The 17,474-nt window shown below is 67.9% G+C and carries 8 protein-coding genes and 1 pseudogene; 4 read left to right on the top strand and 5 right to left on the bottom strand.

The features are described from left to right. Positions 1-141 precede the first annotated feature (141 nt). A complete protein-coding gene (locus tag HMUK_RS15770; RefSeq protein ID WP_012807434.1) occupies positions 142-798 on the bottom strand; it encodes a hypothetical protein in 657 nt (218 codons plus the stop codon). A gap of 86 nt (positions 799-884) precedes the next feature. On the opposite strand from HMUK_RS15770, the pseudogene HMUK_RS17330 reads away from it, so the two are divergent. The 3 genes and pseudogenes from HMUK_RS17330 to HMUK_RS15760 all read left to right on the top strand — a co-directional run. Continuing rightward, positions 885-1,724, top strand: a pseudogene (locus tag HMUK_RS17330) (serine/threonine-protein kinase); the annotation flags it as partial. A 771-nt stretch (positions 1,725-2,495) separates the two neighbouring features. Continuing rightward, the gene (fer, locus tag HMUK_RS17325) at positions 2,496-2,930 is read left to right on the top strand and encodes a ferredoxin Fer (RefSeq protein WP_049940919.1); all 435 of its coding nucleotides are present in this window, start codon (positions 2,496-2,498) and stop codon (positions 2,928-2,930) included. A gap of 166 nt (positions 2,931-3,096) precedes the next feature. Beyond that, positions 3,097-4,341: an inorganic phosphate transporter gene (locus tag HMUK_RS15760; protein ID WP_012807432.1), complete on the top strand. Its 1,245-nt coding sequence runs from the start codon at positions 3,097-3,099 to the stop codon at positions 4,339-4,341. 36 nt (positions 4,342-4,377) lie between these two features. Here HMUK_RS15760 and HMUK_RS15755 read toward each other — a convergent pair whose 3' ends face one another. The 4 genes from HMUK_RS15755 to HMUK_RS15740 all read right to left on the bottom strand — a co-directional run bounded on the left by HMUK_RS15755 (position 4,378) and on the right by HMUK_RS15740 (position 14,505). Continuing rightward, positions 4,378-8,835, bottom strand: coding sequence for a HEAT repeat domain-containing protein (locus tag HMUK_RS15755; RefSeq protein WP_012807431.1), 4,458 nt, complete (start codon positions 8,833-8,835; stop codon positions 4,378-4,380). 3 nt (positions 8,836-8,838) lie between these two features. Next, on the bottom strand, positions 8,839-10,743 hold the full coding sequence (locus HMUK_RS15750; RefSeq protein ID WP_012807430.1) for a vWA domain-containing protein: 1,905 nt from the start codon (positions 10,741-10,743) through the stop codon (positions 8,839-8,841). Then, a complete protein-coding gene (locus HMUK_RS15745) occupies positions 10,744-11,670 on the bottom strand; it encodes an ATP-binding protein (RefSeq protein ID WP_012807429.1) in 927 nt (308 codons plus the stop codon). It abuts the gene before it with no gap. A 249-nt stretch (positions 11,671-11,919) separates the two neighbouring features. Next, positions 11,920-14,505, bottom strand: a complete 2,586-nt coding sequence (locus HMUK_RS15740) for an outer membrane protein assembly factor BamB family protein (RefSeq protein WP_012807428.1) — start codon at positions 14,503-14,505, stop codon at positions 11,920-11,922. A 140-nt stretch (positions 14,506-14,645) separates the two neighbouring features. Between HMUK_RS15740 and HMUK_RS15735 the strand changes: the two genes are divergently transcribed. Beyond that, on the top strand, positions 14,646-17,471 hold the full coding sequence (locus HMUK_RS15735; RefSeq protein ID WP_012807427.1) for a protein kinase domain-containing protein: 2,826 nt from the start codon (positions 14,646-14,648) through the stop codon (positions 17,469-17,471). Positions 17,472-17,474 lie beyond the last annotated feature (3 nt).

The following is a 17,474-nucleotide window of genomic DNA, read 5'->3' as shown; positions in this document are numbered from 1 at the left end:
GCCTTCTTTCGAACGGGAACGGGGCGGAGCGACAGCACGAAGAGCAAGCGACCGGGGGCGTCACACTACCGGCTGTACATCTGTCACGGATTTCGCCACCCCGAGGTGGCGAATGTCGAAACGAAGGTACAGCCGGCAGTATCAGGAACTGAGGAAGTAGTTGCGAGCCCGTTTGGTCGCACTGGAGACTTTCTGGACGGCCTCGGTCGGTAGCTCGTCGCCTCTCGTGTTCTCGACGTTTTCGAAGGCCGTCTCCACGTCGGCGAGGACGTTGCGGTACCGCTCGTCCGAGATGTCGGCCGCGTGCATCATCTCTTTGAGCTCTCGCAGTTCGCTCTTGACCTCGTTGGTCGACCTGACATCGCAGATCTTGAGCACGAGGTCGGCCTTGTACGGGATCGGACGGTCGTTCCCACGGGACTGCTCGACCTCGACTTCGAGTGCCGTACTGTAGCCGATCTGTACCGTACAGTCGCCGGTGATCAGCGAGGGCTCGCCGTCGGAGAGGTCGATCTCGCCGAAGGCGTTTTGCTGTACCGTCTCGCTGCTCGAACCCGCGTCCTGGACGTACAGCTGGCTGTCCTCCTTGTAGAACTCGATGTATCCGGGCTCGCCGTCGTCGTCGAACTCGCGGGACACGGAGATGTCGTGGACGCCCAGCGAGGTGACGGACCCGTCCTTGTCGGCGACGACCGCCTCTCCGCGCTCGGGGACGCGGTAGACGCGTACAGCCGACTCGTCTGTGACGGAGAGAGACGCCGTCGACTCGGGATCGGCCGCACGGATCGTTGCACGCATACCAGATAGTTGGCAACCGTTCAATTCAAGCTTACGAGTCGAGCGTGAACTGACGAATCAGACCCGGTGACACCGGAAAAGGATTAATGAGATCCGGCCAGACAGCAGAGACGATGAGCGATCGGAACCCACCCGACATCGAAGCTGTCACCAGTCCCCCGCGTCGATCGCTGCGATACGAGCACATCGAGACCAGCGACGAGCCGATCGGTCGAGGGGGACAGGCCGTCGTGTACGAGGGACGGGTCACCGACGAGGAGCCACCGGACAGAATCGCACTCAAGGAGCCACCCCGAGCCGGGACGCTCACCGGCGACGCGATCGAACGGTTTCTCAGCGAAGCCAAGCGCTGGGAGACGGTCGACGGTCGGGAACGGAACAAGCAGCGCTGGACGGATTCGGACCACATCGTCGGCGTCGTCGACATCGGCGACCGGCTGCCCTGGATCGCCATCGAGTACATGGGCGGTGGCACGCTCGCCGATCGCCTCGACGCGAGCGACGGCGGACTGGAACTGACCCACGCGCTCTGGATCGGCGAATGTCTCTGCCGGGGCCTGGCCGTCGCCCACGCCTACGGGATCGTTCACCTCGATCTCAAACCGGCGAACGTCCTCTTTCGCGAGACGGCCGCCGGGACGTGGGACCTCCCCAAGATCGGCGACTGGGGGCTGTCTCGGGTCCTCTCGGAGCAGACCGGAACGATGGACGGACTGTCGGTGGCGTACGCCGCGCCCGAACAGTTCGAGTCCGACGAGTTCGGCGATCCCGACACGCTGACGGACGTGTATCAGGCCGGTGCGATCGTCTACGCGCTGCTCACCGGCGAACCGCCCTACACCGGGAGTCAGACCGGGATCATGCACGACATCGTCTACGGAGACCCGCCGACGCCGCCCAGCGACTACCGCGACGACGTGACCGAGGCCATCGACGCGGTCGTGCTGACGGCACTGGAGACCGAGAAGCGGTCGCGATACGAGAGCGTCCAGTTGTTCGAGCGAGCGCTACGCGCCGTCCGGAGCGGTGGACGGCTGCCGACGATCATCGCAGAGCGGGTCGACGACCCGGTCGATGCCGGCGAGAGAGTGCGCCACGAGGCCGGGCAGTCCAGCGAATCACAGCACAGCCACACCCAGCAGACGAGCGACTCGGGACGGAACGAGCAGACGGCAGAGCACCAAGCAGAACCGACAGACACCGTATCGACGGAGTATCTGCTCGCAGTCGTCGACGAACTCACCGACAGCGGGGAGCGGACGGTGTCCAGCGAGACGATAGCAGAGCACGTCGAGGCCGGGCGACAGTCGGTGCTGGATCGGCTCGACGAACTCAAGCAGGCGAACCTGGTCGAGTACACCTCCGACGGACCCTCCGGCTACAGGCCGACCCGGCGCGGGGTCGAGCGCGCGAGGGGGACCGAGGTCGACGTGTCGAGGGCCGACCAGAGCGGCGATCGAGAGACCGGCGGGTCCCAGCACAGAGCGTCGAGCATCGGGGCCGAGGCGGTGTACGAGGCGATCAGGGACCGATCGCGACGGGGCACCACGCCGGTTTCGAGCGCCGAGTTGGGCCGAGCGCTCGACGCGAGCCGTGGAGCCGTCCTCGACGCCCTCGACGACCTGAAAGACGACGGCCGGGTGGCGTATCGCTCGGACCCCAACGGCGGCTACCACCTCACGGGCTCGCGGGGTGCAGTGGAGCGATCGAGCGACCGGGGTTCGACCGCGTCGTCCTCGCGGACGGCGACCGTCGAGTACCTGAACGACGAAGTCGTCGCAGATCGAGGGTGGGACCCACGAGACGGAGAGGCGTTCACGCGGGCCGCCACGAGCGATCTTCCGCCGGAGGACTACGGGACGATCGAGGTCGAGCGAGACGAATACGTCCTCGAGGCCGCCGAGGCGGCGGGGCTCGATTGGCCCTCCTCCTGTCGTGCCGGGGCGTGTACGAACTGCGCGGCCGTCGTCGTCGAAGGCGAGATCGACATGGAGCTGCAACAGATCCTCTCCGACGAGGAGGTCGAACAGGAGGACGTGGTCCTCACCTGCATCGGGACGCCCGCGTCGGACCGGGTCAAGCTCCTGTACAACGCCAAACACAGGGATCGGCTCCAGAACAGGGTGATCTGAGAGCGGCGACGCTCGGGCGACATCGGCTCGGAGCGGTCGGCAGGAGTTATATGGGTGCCGGGCGACGGTGATTCATACCGTTGGCTATACTCGCTTCGAGCCGGGCGGCTCCAGAGATACCGAATCGTTTTATGCGCGGCCAGACGGCAGTATCGGGAGAGACAGAATGCTCGGAACCGTAGCCATCGTCGGTATCGTCGTCGCCGTGTTCGTGGGGTTCAACATCGGCGGCTCGTCGACGGGGGTGGCGTTCGGCCCGGCGGTCGGCTCACGCCTCGTACGGAAGACGACAGCGGGTGCGCTGTTCGTCGCGTTCGGCTTCCTGGGTGCCTGGACGGTCGGGCGAAACGTCATCGCGACGATGAGCAGCAGTATCGTGCCGGCGGCCCAGTTCACGCCCGTCGCGAGCGTCGCGGTGCTGTTCTTTACGGGCGCGTCGCTGTTGATCTCGAATCTCTACGGCGTCTCGGCCTCGACCTCGATGACGGCCGTCGGCGCGATCGTCGGGCTGGGCCTGGCCTCCGGCACCCTCAACCAGGCGCTCATGTTCGTGATCGTCTCGGCGTGGATCGTCGCGCCGCTTCTGTGCTTCGTCATCGGCGTCGTCGTCGGACGGTACGTCTACCCGCATCTCGACCGCTACGTCGCGTTCACGAAGTTCGACCTCCACTTCGTCCAGCTCGACCGCTCGGGAACGATCCCGCGTCCGTATCTGAACGTGAACGCGTCGCCACAGGACATCGTCGGCTCGCTCCTGGTGATCGTGATCGCCTGCTACATGGCGTTCTCGGCGGGCGCGTCGAACGCGGCCAACGCCGTGGCCCCGCTGGTCGGAGAGGGTGGATCGCTGACCGTCAACCAGGGCGTCTTGCTCGCGGTGGCGGCCTTCGGGCTGGGGAGTTTCACCATCGCTCGGCGGACCCTGGAGACGGTCGGCGACGACATCACGGAGCTGCCGATTCTCGCGTCGCTGATCGTCTCCGTGGTCGGTGCCTCGGTGATCACGGTGCTGTCTTACTTCGGGATCCCCGCGAGTCTCGCGGTCAGTACGACCTCGACGATCATCGGGCTGGGCTGGGGGCGGGCGAGTCGAGCCGCGACGTTGAAGCAGCTGGCGACGCCGACCCCCGAGCGCCCGGATCTGGAGGTCACGACGGGCGCGCTGGTCACCTCGCGCGTCGAGGAGGCACCCACCGGTCCGACCATCGGGGATATCGCCCGCGAGGAAGAGCCCGCGGAGAAGCCCGAAGAGGTGCCGGACGTGCCAGACGTGGGCGCGGAGGGCCCCGCGGATCTCGACGAGCGGAGCCTCTTCGATCCGGGCGCAGCGAAGCGGATCGTGACGATGTGGCTGTTGACCCCGTCGCTGGCGATCGCCGCCTCGTATCCGGTCTTCGCGTTCCTGCTGTGAGCGGTACGGGCGCAGAGAGGGTCCGGGCGGGAGTGATTACCTCGGGTCGTCCAGTTCGGAGAGACACGTCCGGAGGTCATCCGCCACCTCGCCGTCGGCCCGCGTTACCCGACGTTCGAGTCGCTCGCGGTGGGCGGCGAGTGGCTCCGGATCGATCGCCGCGATCGCGGCCAGGTCCTCGCCGGCCCGTTCTCTCGCCCAGCGGTCCGAGTCCGACAGCGCCGCGAGCAGGGTCGCCACCGCTCGCGAGCGGACCGTCGCGTGGCGCGTCGCCAGTCGCCCGAGCAGCCAGACGGCGAGTCGGCGACGCGCTGGTCCGCCGCGTTCGTACCGGACGGCCATCGCGGTGGCTACCGTCTCGGGCGTGCGTTCGGCGTGGCCCAGCAGGTCGAGGACCGCGTCGACGATCGCCTCGTGCGTTCGCGGTTCCCGCCCGGGCCGTCCCAGCAGGTGACCGATCGCCTCGTCGGCCGGGAGCACCGCGGTGGTTCCGAGCGTCGCGATCGCCTCGATGGCGTCGACGCGAACCGCCCAGTTGTGGGCCTCGCAGGCGTCGAGCAGCGTCGCGACGCCGCGGCGGTGCAGCCCCTCGTCGTCGCTCAGCGGGAGGAGCCGGGTGAGCGACGCGAAGACGGCCTCGTAGCGGTTCAGGTTGACCGACTGGGAAAGCAGTGCCGCCAGAACGTCGTCGCGGTCGGCGGGCGCGACGTGATTCTCGATGTGTTCGAACGAGCGGTCCCGCGTCTGGTCGTCGACGAGGACGAGAAACTGCGCGGTCACCGCCGGCTCCAGGGACGGTTTCGTCGGATCGCCCGGCCACGATTCGAGGATCGTCTCGTAGGACGAGTCGCCGCCGAGCCCCGCCGCTCGCGCGGTCACCGTCGCCAGTCCGTCCGTGGTGACGCTGTCGCGCGGGAGGTCGTAGTGGGGCGAGGCCGCCGCGGGCGAGGTGAGAAAGTCGACGGTCTCGGACAGCGCCCACGCGAACGACTCCGTGATCGTGTGGTTGGCCCGCGCGCAGGTGGCGACGACCCGAAAGAGCCAGTACGTCGACAGCGGGCTGGGAGCGATGTCCCGGAAGTTGGTGACGATCTCGCCGTCGTACTCCTCGTGGAGGCGCTCGCCGACGGGGTGGAGCCGTCCGTGAACGGTGCCGGGCGCGTCCTCGGCGACGGCGGCGAGCAAGCGACCGGCGGCACGGGTGACGGTCGGAGAGGTGTCGGAGACGAGGGCCGTCAGCGACGGCTCGACGAGTGAGTCGAGTGCCACCGAGCACTCCGTCACCAGGATCGTCACCACGGACAACAGAGCGGGCCGCGTCACGCTGTCGGTCCGGATCCGGTCACACAGCGTGTCGGCGACCGGGACGAGCGCAGCCGGATCGGCGTGACCGATTCGGGCGAGCCCACCGGCGGCCGAGCGCCTGACGCCGCGCTCGCGTGCGCGAAGGTGCGTCGTCAACGCCGCGACCACGCGGTCCGTGACCGACGGCTCGATCGCTCCGCAGTGACCCAGCGCGCGACAGGCCGCGAGCGCGACGTATCGAGGGCCGTCGACCGCGTCACAGAGCGCGTCGACGAGGGGCGAGGAGACGCGCAGGGAGTCTCCGACCAGCGTGGCGGCCGTGTGGGCGGCCTGGGCGCGAACAGCGTCGGACGGGTCGCGCAGTCGCTCGATCACCACGTCCGCGAGCGCCGCCGGCTCGTCCGTCGCCCCGACACGCAACGCGGACAGTGCAACGTCGCGGACGCCGGGCGACGGCGCGGACGCGTACCGACAGAGCAACGCCCCGACGCTCTCTGCCGGTGGAGCCGAGGAGGCCGTCCGCTCAGAGGGGGTCTCGACGCGGGGAGCGAGCGTCGACAGCGCGCCGAGGACGGCGACGGGCGAGGCCGTCTCCCGGAGCGTGGGGGTACTGGCGAGGAGCTGCTGACGGACGGTCGGACGCAGGGAGGGAGCGTGGACGGCGATCGAGACCAGACGCTCGCAGGCGCGGCGACAGCGGTCGCGAGACGCCGCGGCGAGGCGGGACGCGATCTCGTCGACGGTGTCGGCCGTGGCCGCTGCCGGGTCGACCGTCGAAGCGCCCCGCTCGGCGTCCCCGTCTGTGTCTGGGTCACCGTCCAGCAGCGCGCAGGCGGCGTCTCTGACCGCGGGACTGGGGTGGTGTCGCCACGCATCGTCGGGACCGCCCGGGAGCGAGTCCGCGCGGCCCATCGTTTCGAGCAGGGACGCGGTCAGTTCGCCGTCGTCGGTCCAGAACCGCTCTGCGAGCCAGTCAGTCGCCGAGACGGTCTGGGGAGCCGTCTCGGCCAGCGCCGTCGGCCACGCCGTCCGTCCGGGGCGCTCGCGCTCGCGTGCGCTCTCGGGGAACGGCGACCAGCCGGTCCGACAGCGCAACAGGAGTCGCGGGTGAGCGGTGACGAGCCTCGCCAGTCGCCGGGCGCGCGACTCCGAGAGCGTCTCGCCGGGCGGACAGGAGCCGAGCACCTCGGCGACGACGGTCGGCTCGTGGTCGACGAGCACGGACAGACACGCGAGCAGCGGCGTCTCTTCGCGTCGCTCGGCCAGGGAGTGGAGGCGGTCGCGTGCCCGTCTGCGCGCTGCCTCGTCGCCGTCGAGGAGAAGGAGCGTCGAGAGCCACGCGAGCAGCGGCGGCGCGACCGGGTCCGACTGGACGACGGCTTCGAGACGCCGAACGGTCGCCGTCGTGAGTCGGCCACCCTCGGCGACGGCAGTAGCGAGGGCCTCGGCGACGAGCGCGTCACACTCGTCGTCGCCGAGGAACTCGACCAGCGTCGGTGCCGCCTCGGTGACGGCCTCCGGCGCGGCCTCGGCGAGTCGCTGGAGCGGTTCGGACGCCGGGTCCGGATCGAGAATATCCATCCCGTCGCCCTCGTCCTCGGCGTCCCGGCGGTCCCGGAGGACGCGACACTGCACGGCGACCGGTCCGGTGTGGTGCTTGGCGTCGGTCTGTCCGGTGGCTGCGAGCACCGACACGGCCTGGGGTCGCACCGCGGGATCGTAGGCGGCCACGGGCCAGGCAATCCGCCCGAGCAGCGAGCACAGGGTCGGTTCGATCTCGGCGAGTCGTTCGAAGACAGACAGGACGCGCCGCCGCACGTGCTCGTCCTCGTCGGCGAGCATCGACTGGAGGACGCCGACGGCCGCGAGCCGATGGCTGTCGGCGTGGCGCGCGATCGCGTCGCAGATCGAAACGCCCGCGTGGCGCAGCGAGTCGTCGTCGGCGTCTCGGAGCGTGCGCGTGACTTCCAGATACCGGTCGAGATCGGCGAGTGCGGCCAGTTCCGAGCCCAGTTCGTCGAGTGGATCCGGAACGCCCAGCCCGCTGTGGGGCGACAGCTGGAACCACACGAGCAGATCGACGAGATACCGTGCCCGTCCGGGGTGGTCCGAGCGCAGTGCCCGGACGGCCGTCAGGAGCACCCCGACGGCGGCACCCAGAACGTCGTCGTCTCCGTCGGTCAGCCGGGGTACCACCCGTCGCTGGAAGCGCGCGAGATCGATCGTCGACGGATCGAACGTGTCACCGATCGCGTTGAGGGCCGTGTGCCGAACGCGGCGGTCGTCGTCGTCGGTCGCGGCCAGGAACCGCTGGGTGTACGTCCCAGCCAGGCGTGGCTCGTGGCGAGCTACCCGTCCCAGCGTCTTGAGGGCCGCTGCCCGGACCTGTGGCTCCGGGTCGGTCGCGCGCTCGGCAACGGTGTCCAGAAAGGGCTCGACGCGGGCCGGTGCTGAGACGCCGGTGTCGAACTTCGTACCGCGTCCCGCCGTCTCCCCGAGGGCCTCGATCGCGGCGGTCCGAACGTCCGGGGACGGGTGGTCGAGCAGCGACGCGATCGCGTCCAGTCCCGCGAGGTGGGCGGGCAGGAACTGTCCGATCCGGCCGAGCGTCGCGAGCGCGTCACGGACGGTGGCCGGGTTCTCGCGGTCCAGCTCCCAGACGAGGCCGGCGACGAGGGGCCGAAGCATGGCCGGTTCGCTCGTCGCGACCCGCACGACCGCCCAGGCGGCCTCGTTTCGGACTGCCGGGTGGGCGTCGTCGGCCGCGTCGACCAGCGGGCCGAGCAGTGGCTTTGCCACACCCGGAGCCGCGGTGCCGAGATCACCGAGGAGCGCCGAGAGCGCGGCGGTGTCGACGGCGGATTCGCCGGCATGCGTGAGGGGCCGTCGGAACGTCTCGACCAGCGGCGCGAACGCCCGCGGCCGACGGCAGCCCAGATCACGCAACGCCGCCAGCTCTGCCCGCGTCGGGGTCGCTCCCGGTCCGATCGACGACTCGACCGCGTCGACGACTTCGGTCGTCCGGTCGGGCCGTGAGTCGGTGGCCGCCGCGAGCGCCGCGAGCGCTGCTCGTCGCCGCGCGATCGTCTCCGAACCGAGGGCTGGGAGCGCGCGGTCGATCACCGACTCGCCCGAGAGGTGTCCGGTCTCGAAGCCGACACGGAGCGACCGCGGCGTCCGATCGAACACGGTTCAGGCCTCCGTCGAGAACAGCGCCCTGACGAGGCGCTGCATCGTTCGTGCGAGCGTGTCGGTCTCGGCGTGGACGATCCGGTCGAAGTACTCGGTGTGAGTGCCCGGTTCCGACCCGATGTAGACGCCGAACACGGGAACGGTACACGCCGCCAGCTGCGACTGGTAGCGGTCGGGGTGGTCCGGCGCGCCGTCGGTCACGACGACGACGAACGGGTGAGATCCCCGGCCGTCGTCGAGGCGCTCACGGGCGACGGCGACGGCCGTCGAGAGCGGCGTCCCCCAGTCCGCACGTTCGGTCATCAGCCGGTCGACGTGCTCGGACGGGCGACCCCCGAAGGGGAGTTCCAGACACGGATACCCCTCCCAGATCGACAGCACGGACGCGTCGACCCCGACCGCGAACAGCGCGTGGACGAGCTGGGCCGTCGCAGTCTCGGCCGTCCGGATCGGTTCGCCGTCCATCGATCCCGACCGGTCCAGCACGACCAGACAGGAGTGGTCTTTGGCCGTCCCGGACTCCCGGCGGGTGAAGACCCGCTGGGCCCCGTGGCTCGCGCCGACGAGTCGCCGCCCGTCGAGTCGGCCGGTGCGATGACCAGGCTCATCTCTGGGACGGCGCTCGCGGCGAAGCTGCGTCGAGAGGTCCCGCTGGAGTTGCTTCGAACGCCCGACCGCGTCGTCCCAGCGGTCCCGGTCGCCACCGTCCTCGGCGGGGTCGACGACGATCACCTCTTCGAGAGCCGTCGACTCGTCGTCGACGACATCGAGGAGGTGTCGGGCCTCGCGTTCGAGGGGTGACCGGCCCGAGCCCGCCCGGTTCGACTGGGCGCGCACGCTCCGTCGCCGGACCCGTCTGACCGTGTCGTCCTCGACGCGGCCCGGCGGCCGCCGGTCCTCGTCCGGATCGGCGACGCTTCCCGCACCGCTGGCTCCGGAGGCGGACCGGTCGTCAGCAGCGCGATCTCGGGCGACGTGCGCGCTGGCCGCCCCGTCGTCGGGCAGCCGGTCCGCCGCGTCTGCGGTCCAGCCGGCGCGGGCCCGGGCGTCGCTGGGCCGGACCGGCGCGGTCTGGAGCCGACCGTTCTGTCGCGGCGGGAGCCCAGCGAGGGTGTCTCTGGCGGTCTCAAAGAAGTCGTGGGCCCGGTCGACCCGCCGGGTGCCGTCGGGCTCCGAGAGCACGTCGGCGACGAACTCGTCCATCGCCGGGACGAGGTCGACGAGCGCCTCCCGCTGGCCGTCGTAGACGACACGCCGGTCGTCGTCCGGGTCGACGATGGCGGCGAAGCGACCGCTGTCGACGAAGCCACGGTCGAGCAGCCCGACTGCGAGGGCTTCGAAGACGGTGTAGGACTGGACCGGCTCGCCGTCGGCGGTCGCGAGGTCGAACAGGTCGACGTACGCGCGGTGTCGCTCGTCGGCCCGCGAGACGAGCACGTCGTTGAGGAGGACGAAGTCGTCGGTGACTGAGAACTCGTTGGCGATCTGAGTCTCGACGACGCCGTCCTCGGCGGTGTTGTACACCATCCGAAACAGGTCGCGCCAGCGCCCGTCGACCCGCTCTAAACAGTCGCCGAAGCGATCGAAGTCGGAGTAGTAGACGTGGCCCAGTTCGTGGAAGAGAAAGGCGACCTGGATCGAGCGATCCCACAGCCCCGGCGGCAGCTCCGTGCCGGGCTGCTCGTATTTCTCCGTCGGCAGCACGATCTCGTAGGCGTCCGGGCCGGCCCCCTCGGCCGGCCGAGCGAACGCTCGCTCCTCGTCGAAGGCGATCGAGATCGTCCTCTCCCTGTCCGTACACAGCGACGCGAGGCGTTCGAGCTCTCGGCGGCGCTCGCTGGAGGCCCGCTCTGGCGTCGAGAGGGCGGCGAGGTCCGGCGGCTCGGTCTGTGCTGTCAGTCGCATCTACAGTCGTTTGTCGATGAGGGTTCGGACCAGCGACTCGTCGTACTCGTCGACGCGCGCGACGAGTTCGCTCCTGGCCGCCTCCCCGACGGTCATGAAGTCGTCTTCCATGAACCGGGCGATTCGAACGAGCTCCCGGGTCGTGACCGGCGTCGACAGCTCTCCGTCGACGTACGCCTCCCGGAGTCGGCTCGCGAACGACACCAGGTCCCGGATCTGAGCTGCTTTCCCCCTGTCGAGGTCCGTCCGGTCGAAGACGAGTTCGACCTCGACCGACTCCGGGAGATAGGAGAGCTTGACGTGGCGAAACCGATCCTCGAAGGCGTCGTTGAGCTCGTAGGTCCCCTGATAGCCGGGGTTCGAGGTCGCGACGACGCGAAACTCCTCGTGTGGGACGAGCTGCTCGCCCGTCTGTGGGATCGTCAGCGACCGGGTCGCGCGCTGTTCCATCACGGCGTTGAGAGCGGCGACGGTGTTGGCGTCGGCGGCGTTGATCTCGTCGAGCAGGAGGACCGCTCCCTCCCTGACCGCACGGGTCAGCGGCCCGTCGATCCACTCCGTGACCGTTTCGCCGCCGTCGCCGCTCACGAGATGGAGGTGACCGAGCAGGTCCTCGCGGTACGTCGTCTCCGAGAGCGTCACGCGGTACAGCGGTCGGTTCGTCATCGCACAGACGTACCGCGTGAGGAAGCTCTTGCCGACGCCGGGGGGACCCTTGAGGACGACGTTCATCCCCAGTTCCAGCGCGCGGGTGACGATCTCGACGTCCGTCCGATCGCCCTCGATCTGGCGGTGGTGGTAGTCGTCGCGCTCGATTTCCGGTACCTTCTCGTGCCCGGTGTCTGCCAGCACCGAGAGCTCGCCGAACTGCTCGCCCGTGCGTTCACCGACGGTGTCGGCGTCCGCCGTCGTCTCCGGGACCGTCATCGTCCCGAGTCCCGCTCGGCCGACGCGGGCGTGTGCCCGTCGTCGGGTCCGGTCGGTGCGCGATCACGCGACGAGAACGGCGTCGTTCCTGAGAAAACCACGTTGCTACGCACGTTTCGGTTGGACCGGGAAATGTTTTGTTCCGGCATGGGGCACAGACTCATCCGGGACCGCGCCATCTGAAACTACGGCATCCGGGACTGTGATATCCGGGACCGTGCCATCGGAGATCGCGGGCGAACCGAGTCGTCACGCCTGGCCGGCGAGCGCGTAGAGGGTCCCGTCACGCGTCGCGGCGAAGAGGTGTCCGTCCAGGAGAACCGGCGACCCGGCGACCGTCGAGCCGAGCTCTCGTCGCCAGCGTTCCCGCCCGGTCGTGCCGTCGAACGCGACGACCGTTCCGTCACCGAGGCCCGTGTACACGATGCCGTCGGCGATCGCCGGTGTCGTTTCTGTCCCGAGACGACTCGTCGAGCCGTCGAAGCCGTAGGAAACGATCTGCTCGCCGCTGTAGATCTCGATGCCCCTGACTTCCGTATCGGTCACGTGGTAGGCCGTCCCCTCGTCGACGGCGGGCAGCGACCGGACCCCGCGGGCGAGCGTATCGACGACGGTCTCGCGCTGTAGGTCGACCAGCGTGTCACCGACCAGCACCGTTCCGGAGTTTCCCGGCGCGACGATCGGCGTTCGGATGCGCCCACGGCCACTGATGTCGATCGTCGCCTGCTCGGAGCCACCCTTCGTCAGGACGTGTACCACGCCGTTGTCGTCACCGACCAGCAGCCGTCGCCGGCCGTACTGGGTCACCGGAACGCGAATGCCGGGCGTCGTCTCGACGGCCCACATTTCGGTTCCGCTCTCGGTGTGGATCGCCGCGACAGCGCCCGAACGTGCGGTGACGACGACGCGGTCGTTGGCCACCACCGGTGGTGCGTATATCGCGCTCCCGGTGTCGTAGGCCCAGCGCTCGGTACCCGCTTCGCGGTCGATCGCGTACACGTGGGCGTCCTTGCTCACCGCATACAGCGTCTCACCGGCGACGACCGGCGCGGCGACGACGTCGTTTCTCGTCTCGAACTGCCAGCGTTTCGTTCCCGTCCCCGCGTCGAGTGCGACCGTCGTTCCGTTCGAGCACCCGGCGTAGACGGTCCCGTCGGCGACGACCGGCGGCGCTTCGAGACCGCTCCCGATCTCCGCCTGCCACAGCACGTCGACGGAACCGTCGGGACCCTGTTGGTCCGTTGCGTGCGTGCGGCCCTGATCGTTCCCGGATCGCGGCCAACTCCCTCGTATCGGCCGGGCGCTGTCGGTGGCTGGTGTTTCCTCCGCGGGTTCGACCTCTCCGGCCGGGGAGGATTCCCCCGCGGGTTCGCCCTCTCCGGTGTCGTCGGCCGCGACGGACGCCGTCGCGTCGAGTTCGTCGATCGGCACCACCTGCGAGACGTCACTCGCCGTCGGATCGGATCCCTCGTAGCGAAGCGCGACCGCGTCACCGGTCTGGAGGGTCGCCTCGATACCGCTGAGGTAGAACACGCCGTCGGTGGCGAGGTCGGTCTCGACGGCCGCCTTGCTGTCGCCGGTCGTGTCGATCACCACGCCCTCGCCGAACGTCTCGCTGTCGCCCACTGCGGGCGGCTCCTCGTCGCTCTCGACGGGCTGGACCTCGATAATGTCGCTCGCTCCCGGATCGTCCCCCTCGTAGTAGAGCGAGACCCGTTGGGTGGGTTCGAGATCGTGGTCCAGATCGCTCAGGTAGAAGGTCCCGTCGTCTGCCAGGTCGGTCCTGATCGCCGCCGCTCCGCGAGCAGTGGTGTCGAGGACCACGCCAGTGCCGACGCCGACACCGTTCCAGTCGGCCGTCTGGGTCGGCACCGAACGGGAGTCAGGACGGCTCCGAGCGGCCGGGTTCGGCTCCGGTTCCTCGGAGCGGTCGTCGCCTGGCTCGATCGCACGCAGGTCGTTCCGGACCTGGAGCATCGCCTCGTAGCGATCGTCGGGGTCCTTTGCCAGCATCGTCAGGACCACGTCGTCCAGCGCCGACGGCACCACGGGTCGACGCTCGCTGGGCGGGACGGGATCGTTCCGCAGGATGCCCGTGATCAGTGCCGCTTCGGGTGCCGACTCGGGACCGTCGACGAACGGATAGGTCCCGGTAAACAGCTCGTAGAGGACGATTCCCAGCTGGAACTGGTCGGTGAGCTGGTCGGTCGACTCGTTGTGGGCCTGTTCGGGCGCGACGTACTGTGGCGTGGTGACGCCGACGCTGTCGGAGTGGTTCAGGAGCGTCCGGGCGAGCTCCCAGTCGGCGATCTTGGGCACGTCCCACTGTTCGTCCGGCGTTTCGCGGAAGAGGATGTTCTCGGGCTTCAGATCGTGGTGGATCAGGCCGCCGCCGTCGTGGTGTGCGTACCAGACGGCGTCGGCGAGTCGCTCGGCGACCCAGAGCTTGCCCTCAATGGAGAGCTCCTCCGTGTACTCCCCGAGATCCCCGCCGTCCATGTACTCCATCGCGACCCACGGCACGTCGGCGTCGTGGTGGAGCCACGGCAGCGGGCTCTCGCCCCAGTCGACGACGCCGACGATGTGGGGGTGGTCGGCCAGTTGAGCCCACCGTTTGCCCTCCCGTCGAAACGAATCGAACACGTCACCGCCCAGGGTCCCGTGGGTCGCCGGGTGTTTGACCGCGATCTGATCGTCCGCGCCGACCCCGATCCGGTGGACGACCGTCGTGGGAGTTCGACCGATCACTGCCCCGTGATCGAACGAGTCGGGCGACAGCGACCGCCGACTCGGGCTCTCGACGGTCGAAGGGTCCGGCTCCCGTGAGTCACTCATCTGCAGGTCGTTGGACTGGGAGTGGCTTCAACGTACTGACCGAGAGGAACGTGACCGAGGAGTGTCCGTATTCGCTCCGATTCGAGAGGTGTTCTAGTGGGAAGATAATTTGAACTGGAGATCCTACGCCGAGAGGAGCGATGGACACCGACGAGGATTCGACTCGTGAGATCGACAGTCTGCGGCGTGACGCCGATGGCGCTCCGGCCCGGGTAGATCTCGACGCGGCCGGTCGGTTTCTCGACAGCAACCAGCCCAAGAACCGCCAGACAGCTACCTACGTGTTCAAGCAGGTCGCCAAATCGGACGCACGGCGAGTGAGGGGCTATCTCGACACTCTCGAACCGCGTCTCGAGGATTCGAACAGCAAGACGCGAAACTTCACGCTGTTCGCGTTCAGCGAGGTCGTCGAAGTCGACCCCCGGCGAGTGAGTGACTATCTGGACGCCATCGAACCACGCCTCAACGACGAGAGCGAAAATACGCGAAATCTCGCGACCTACGTCTTCAAAGAGGTCGCCCAGGAGGACCCCCGGCAGGTAATCGACTCTCTCGACGCGGTCGAACCGCGACTCGACGACGCCGAGGAATCGACACGAAACTTCGCGGTCTCCGTGTTCAGCGAAGTGGTCGAAGTCGATCCCCGTCGAGTGAGCGACCATCTGGACGCGATCGAACCGCGGCTCGACGACAAGAGCGAAAATACGCGAAGCCTCGCGACCTACGTCTTCGGAGAGGTCTCTAGGGAAGAACCCCGACAGGTGATCGACTATCTGGACGCGATCGAGCCACGGCTCGACGATGCCAAACAATCCACTCGGAACTTCGCGACTACCGCGTTCAGCGAAGTCGTCGAAGTCGCCCCCCGGCCAGTGAGTCGTTCTCTGGACGCGCTCGAACCACGACTCGACGACGAGAGTGAGAACACGAGACACCTCGCGGCCTACGTTTTCAAGGAAGTCGCAAAGGAGAAGCCACGCCACACGAGCGGCTATCTCGACGCGCTCGAAGACTGCCTCGACGACCGGGGAGAGAAGACGAGGAACTTCGCAGCGTACGTCTTCAAGGAAGTCGCCAAAAAAGAGCCACGCCTCGCGTATGACTATCTCGACGCGCTCGAAGACCGCCTCGACGATCAGAGCCAGGAAACGAGAAACTTCGCAACCTACGTCTTCAAGGAAGTCTCCAAGGAAGATCCACGGCTGACGATTGACTATCTCGACGCGCTCGAAGATCGCCTCGATGACGAAAGCCAAGGAACGAGAAACTTCGCGACCTACGTCTTCAAGCAAGTCGCTAACGAGAAACCGAACCAGGTTCTCGACTCTCTGGACGCGCTCGAAGACCGCCTCGACGATGCGAGTGGGAACACGCGGAACTTCGCGACCACCGCGTTCGGCGAAGCCGTCGAGGTTGCCCCCCAGCGAGTGAGTGGCCATATAGACGCCCTCGAACCGCGACTCGACGACGAGAGCGAGAACACGCGAAACCTCGCGGCCTACGTCTTCGGAGAGGTCTCCAAGGAAGAGCCCCGGCAGACACTCGACTACTTAGACGCGCTCGTACCACGGCTCGACGACCCCAAACGACCGACGCGAAACTTCGCGACCACTCCGTTCAGCGAGGGCGTCGAGGTCTCCCCTCGGCGAGTGAGTGGCTATCTGGACGCACTCGAACCGCGACTCGACGACGAGAGCGAGAACACGCGAAACCTTGCGACCTACGTGTTCACGGAAGTGGCCAAAGAAGAGCCCCGACAGGTGGTCGACCATCTGGACGCGATCGAATCGCGACTCGACGATCCGAAGCGATCGACACGAAAGTTCGCCGCCTCCACGTTCGCAACCGTATCCGAAGAACACCCGTCACGGGTCGCCGACTACCTTCCGTCGATCGTCCCACTACTGGCAGACGGGAACGACACCATCGAGGACTACGCAGGGTCCTGTTTCGCCCAGGTCGCCAGACACGATCCGGAGCCGTTGCGAGACCTGCTCCGCTCTGGCGAGTCGAAGCGGTTCGGAGCGGCGACGGTCGAGCGAGTAGAGGCAATTCTAGCTGCAAACACGTCAGAGGACGACGATGACGACAGCTCAGCGTCGGTCCACGTCGACAAACGGCGACCGGCAGACATTCCGGGTGCGCCAGAAGCGGAGATCGCCCTCGACGAGATCGAAGAGGAACGGACGATCGGACAGGGAGGCAACGCCGACGTGGTGGAGGCGTCGGTTTCGAGCGGGACGGAAGACACGTCGATCGCGATCAAGAGACCACGGATGTCGGGGACGATTCACGGCGAGACGATCGAGCGGTTGCTCGACGAAGCCGAGCGGTGGGACAGGCTGGACGGACACGACCACATCGTCGGCGTCGTCGACTGGGGGGCGAGCCCGGTCCCGTGGATCGGAATGGAGTTCATGGACGGCGGACACCTCGGCGAACGGGCTGGAGAGATGAGTCTGGCCCAGAAGCTCTGGACCGCGCTCGCAGTCACGAAGGCCGTTCGCCACGCACACAAGCACGGCGTCGCTCACCTCGATCTCAAGCCCGAGAACGTCCTCTTTCGGACGGTCGAAGACGCCTGGGACGTGCCGAAAGTAGCGGACTGGGGACTCTCGAAGCAGTTGCTCGAACACTCCCAGAGCGTACAGGGGCTCACGCCACAGTACGCCGCACCGGAGCAGTTCGACGACGACTACGGGACCAGCGATCACAGCACGGACATCTATCAACTCGGCGCGGTCTTCTACGAGCTGTTCACCGGACAGCCACCGTTCGACAGTAATCCATCGAAGGCGATGTACCAGATCCTGGAGAGTGAGCCGACGCCGCCAAGCGAGATCGCAGCGGTCCCACCGCGCGTAGACGAGATCCTGTTGACGGCACTGTCCAAATCGAAAGCCCAGCGGTACGACGACATCCTGTACCTCCGGGACGCTCTACAGGAGGCGTGTGAAGACCTGTAGTCG

The organism is Halomicrobium mukohataei DSM 12286 (genome assembly GCF_000023965.1).
Classification (GTDB): Archaea; Halobacteriota; Halobacteria; order Halobacteriales; family Haloarculaceae; genus Halomicrobium; species Halomicrobium mukohataei.
This window is presented reverse-complemented; position numbering and strand designations above follow the sequence as displayed.

Coding starts and splice junctions, on each gene's coding strand:
- HMUK_RS15770 (WP_012807434.1), bottom strand. CDS start 798: ATGCGTGCAACGATCCGTGCGGCCGATCCCGAGTCGACGGCGTCTCTC.
- HMUK_RS15760 (WP_012807432.1), top strand. CDS start 3,097: ATGCTCGGAACCGTAGCCATCGTCGGTATCGTCGTCGCCGTGTTCGTG.
- HMUK_RS15750 (WP_012807430.1), bottom strand. CDS start 10,743: ATGCGACTGACAGCACAGACCGAGCCGCCGGACCTCGCCGCCCTCTCG.
- HMUK_RS15745 (WP_012807429.1), bottom strand. CDS start 11,670: ATGACGGTCCCGGAGACGACGGCGGACGCCGACACCGTCGGTGAACGC.
- HMUK_RS15740 (WP_012807428.1), bottom strand. CDS start 14,505: ATGAGTGACTCACGGGAGCCGGACCCTTCGACCGTCGAGAGCCCGAGT.
- HMUK_RS15735 (WP_012807427.1), top strand. CDS start 14,646: ATGGACACCGACGAGGATTCGACTCGTGAGATCGACAGTCTGCGGCGT.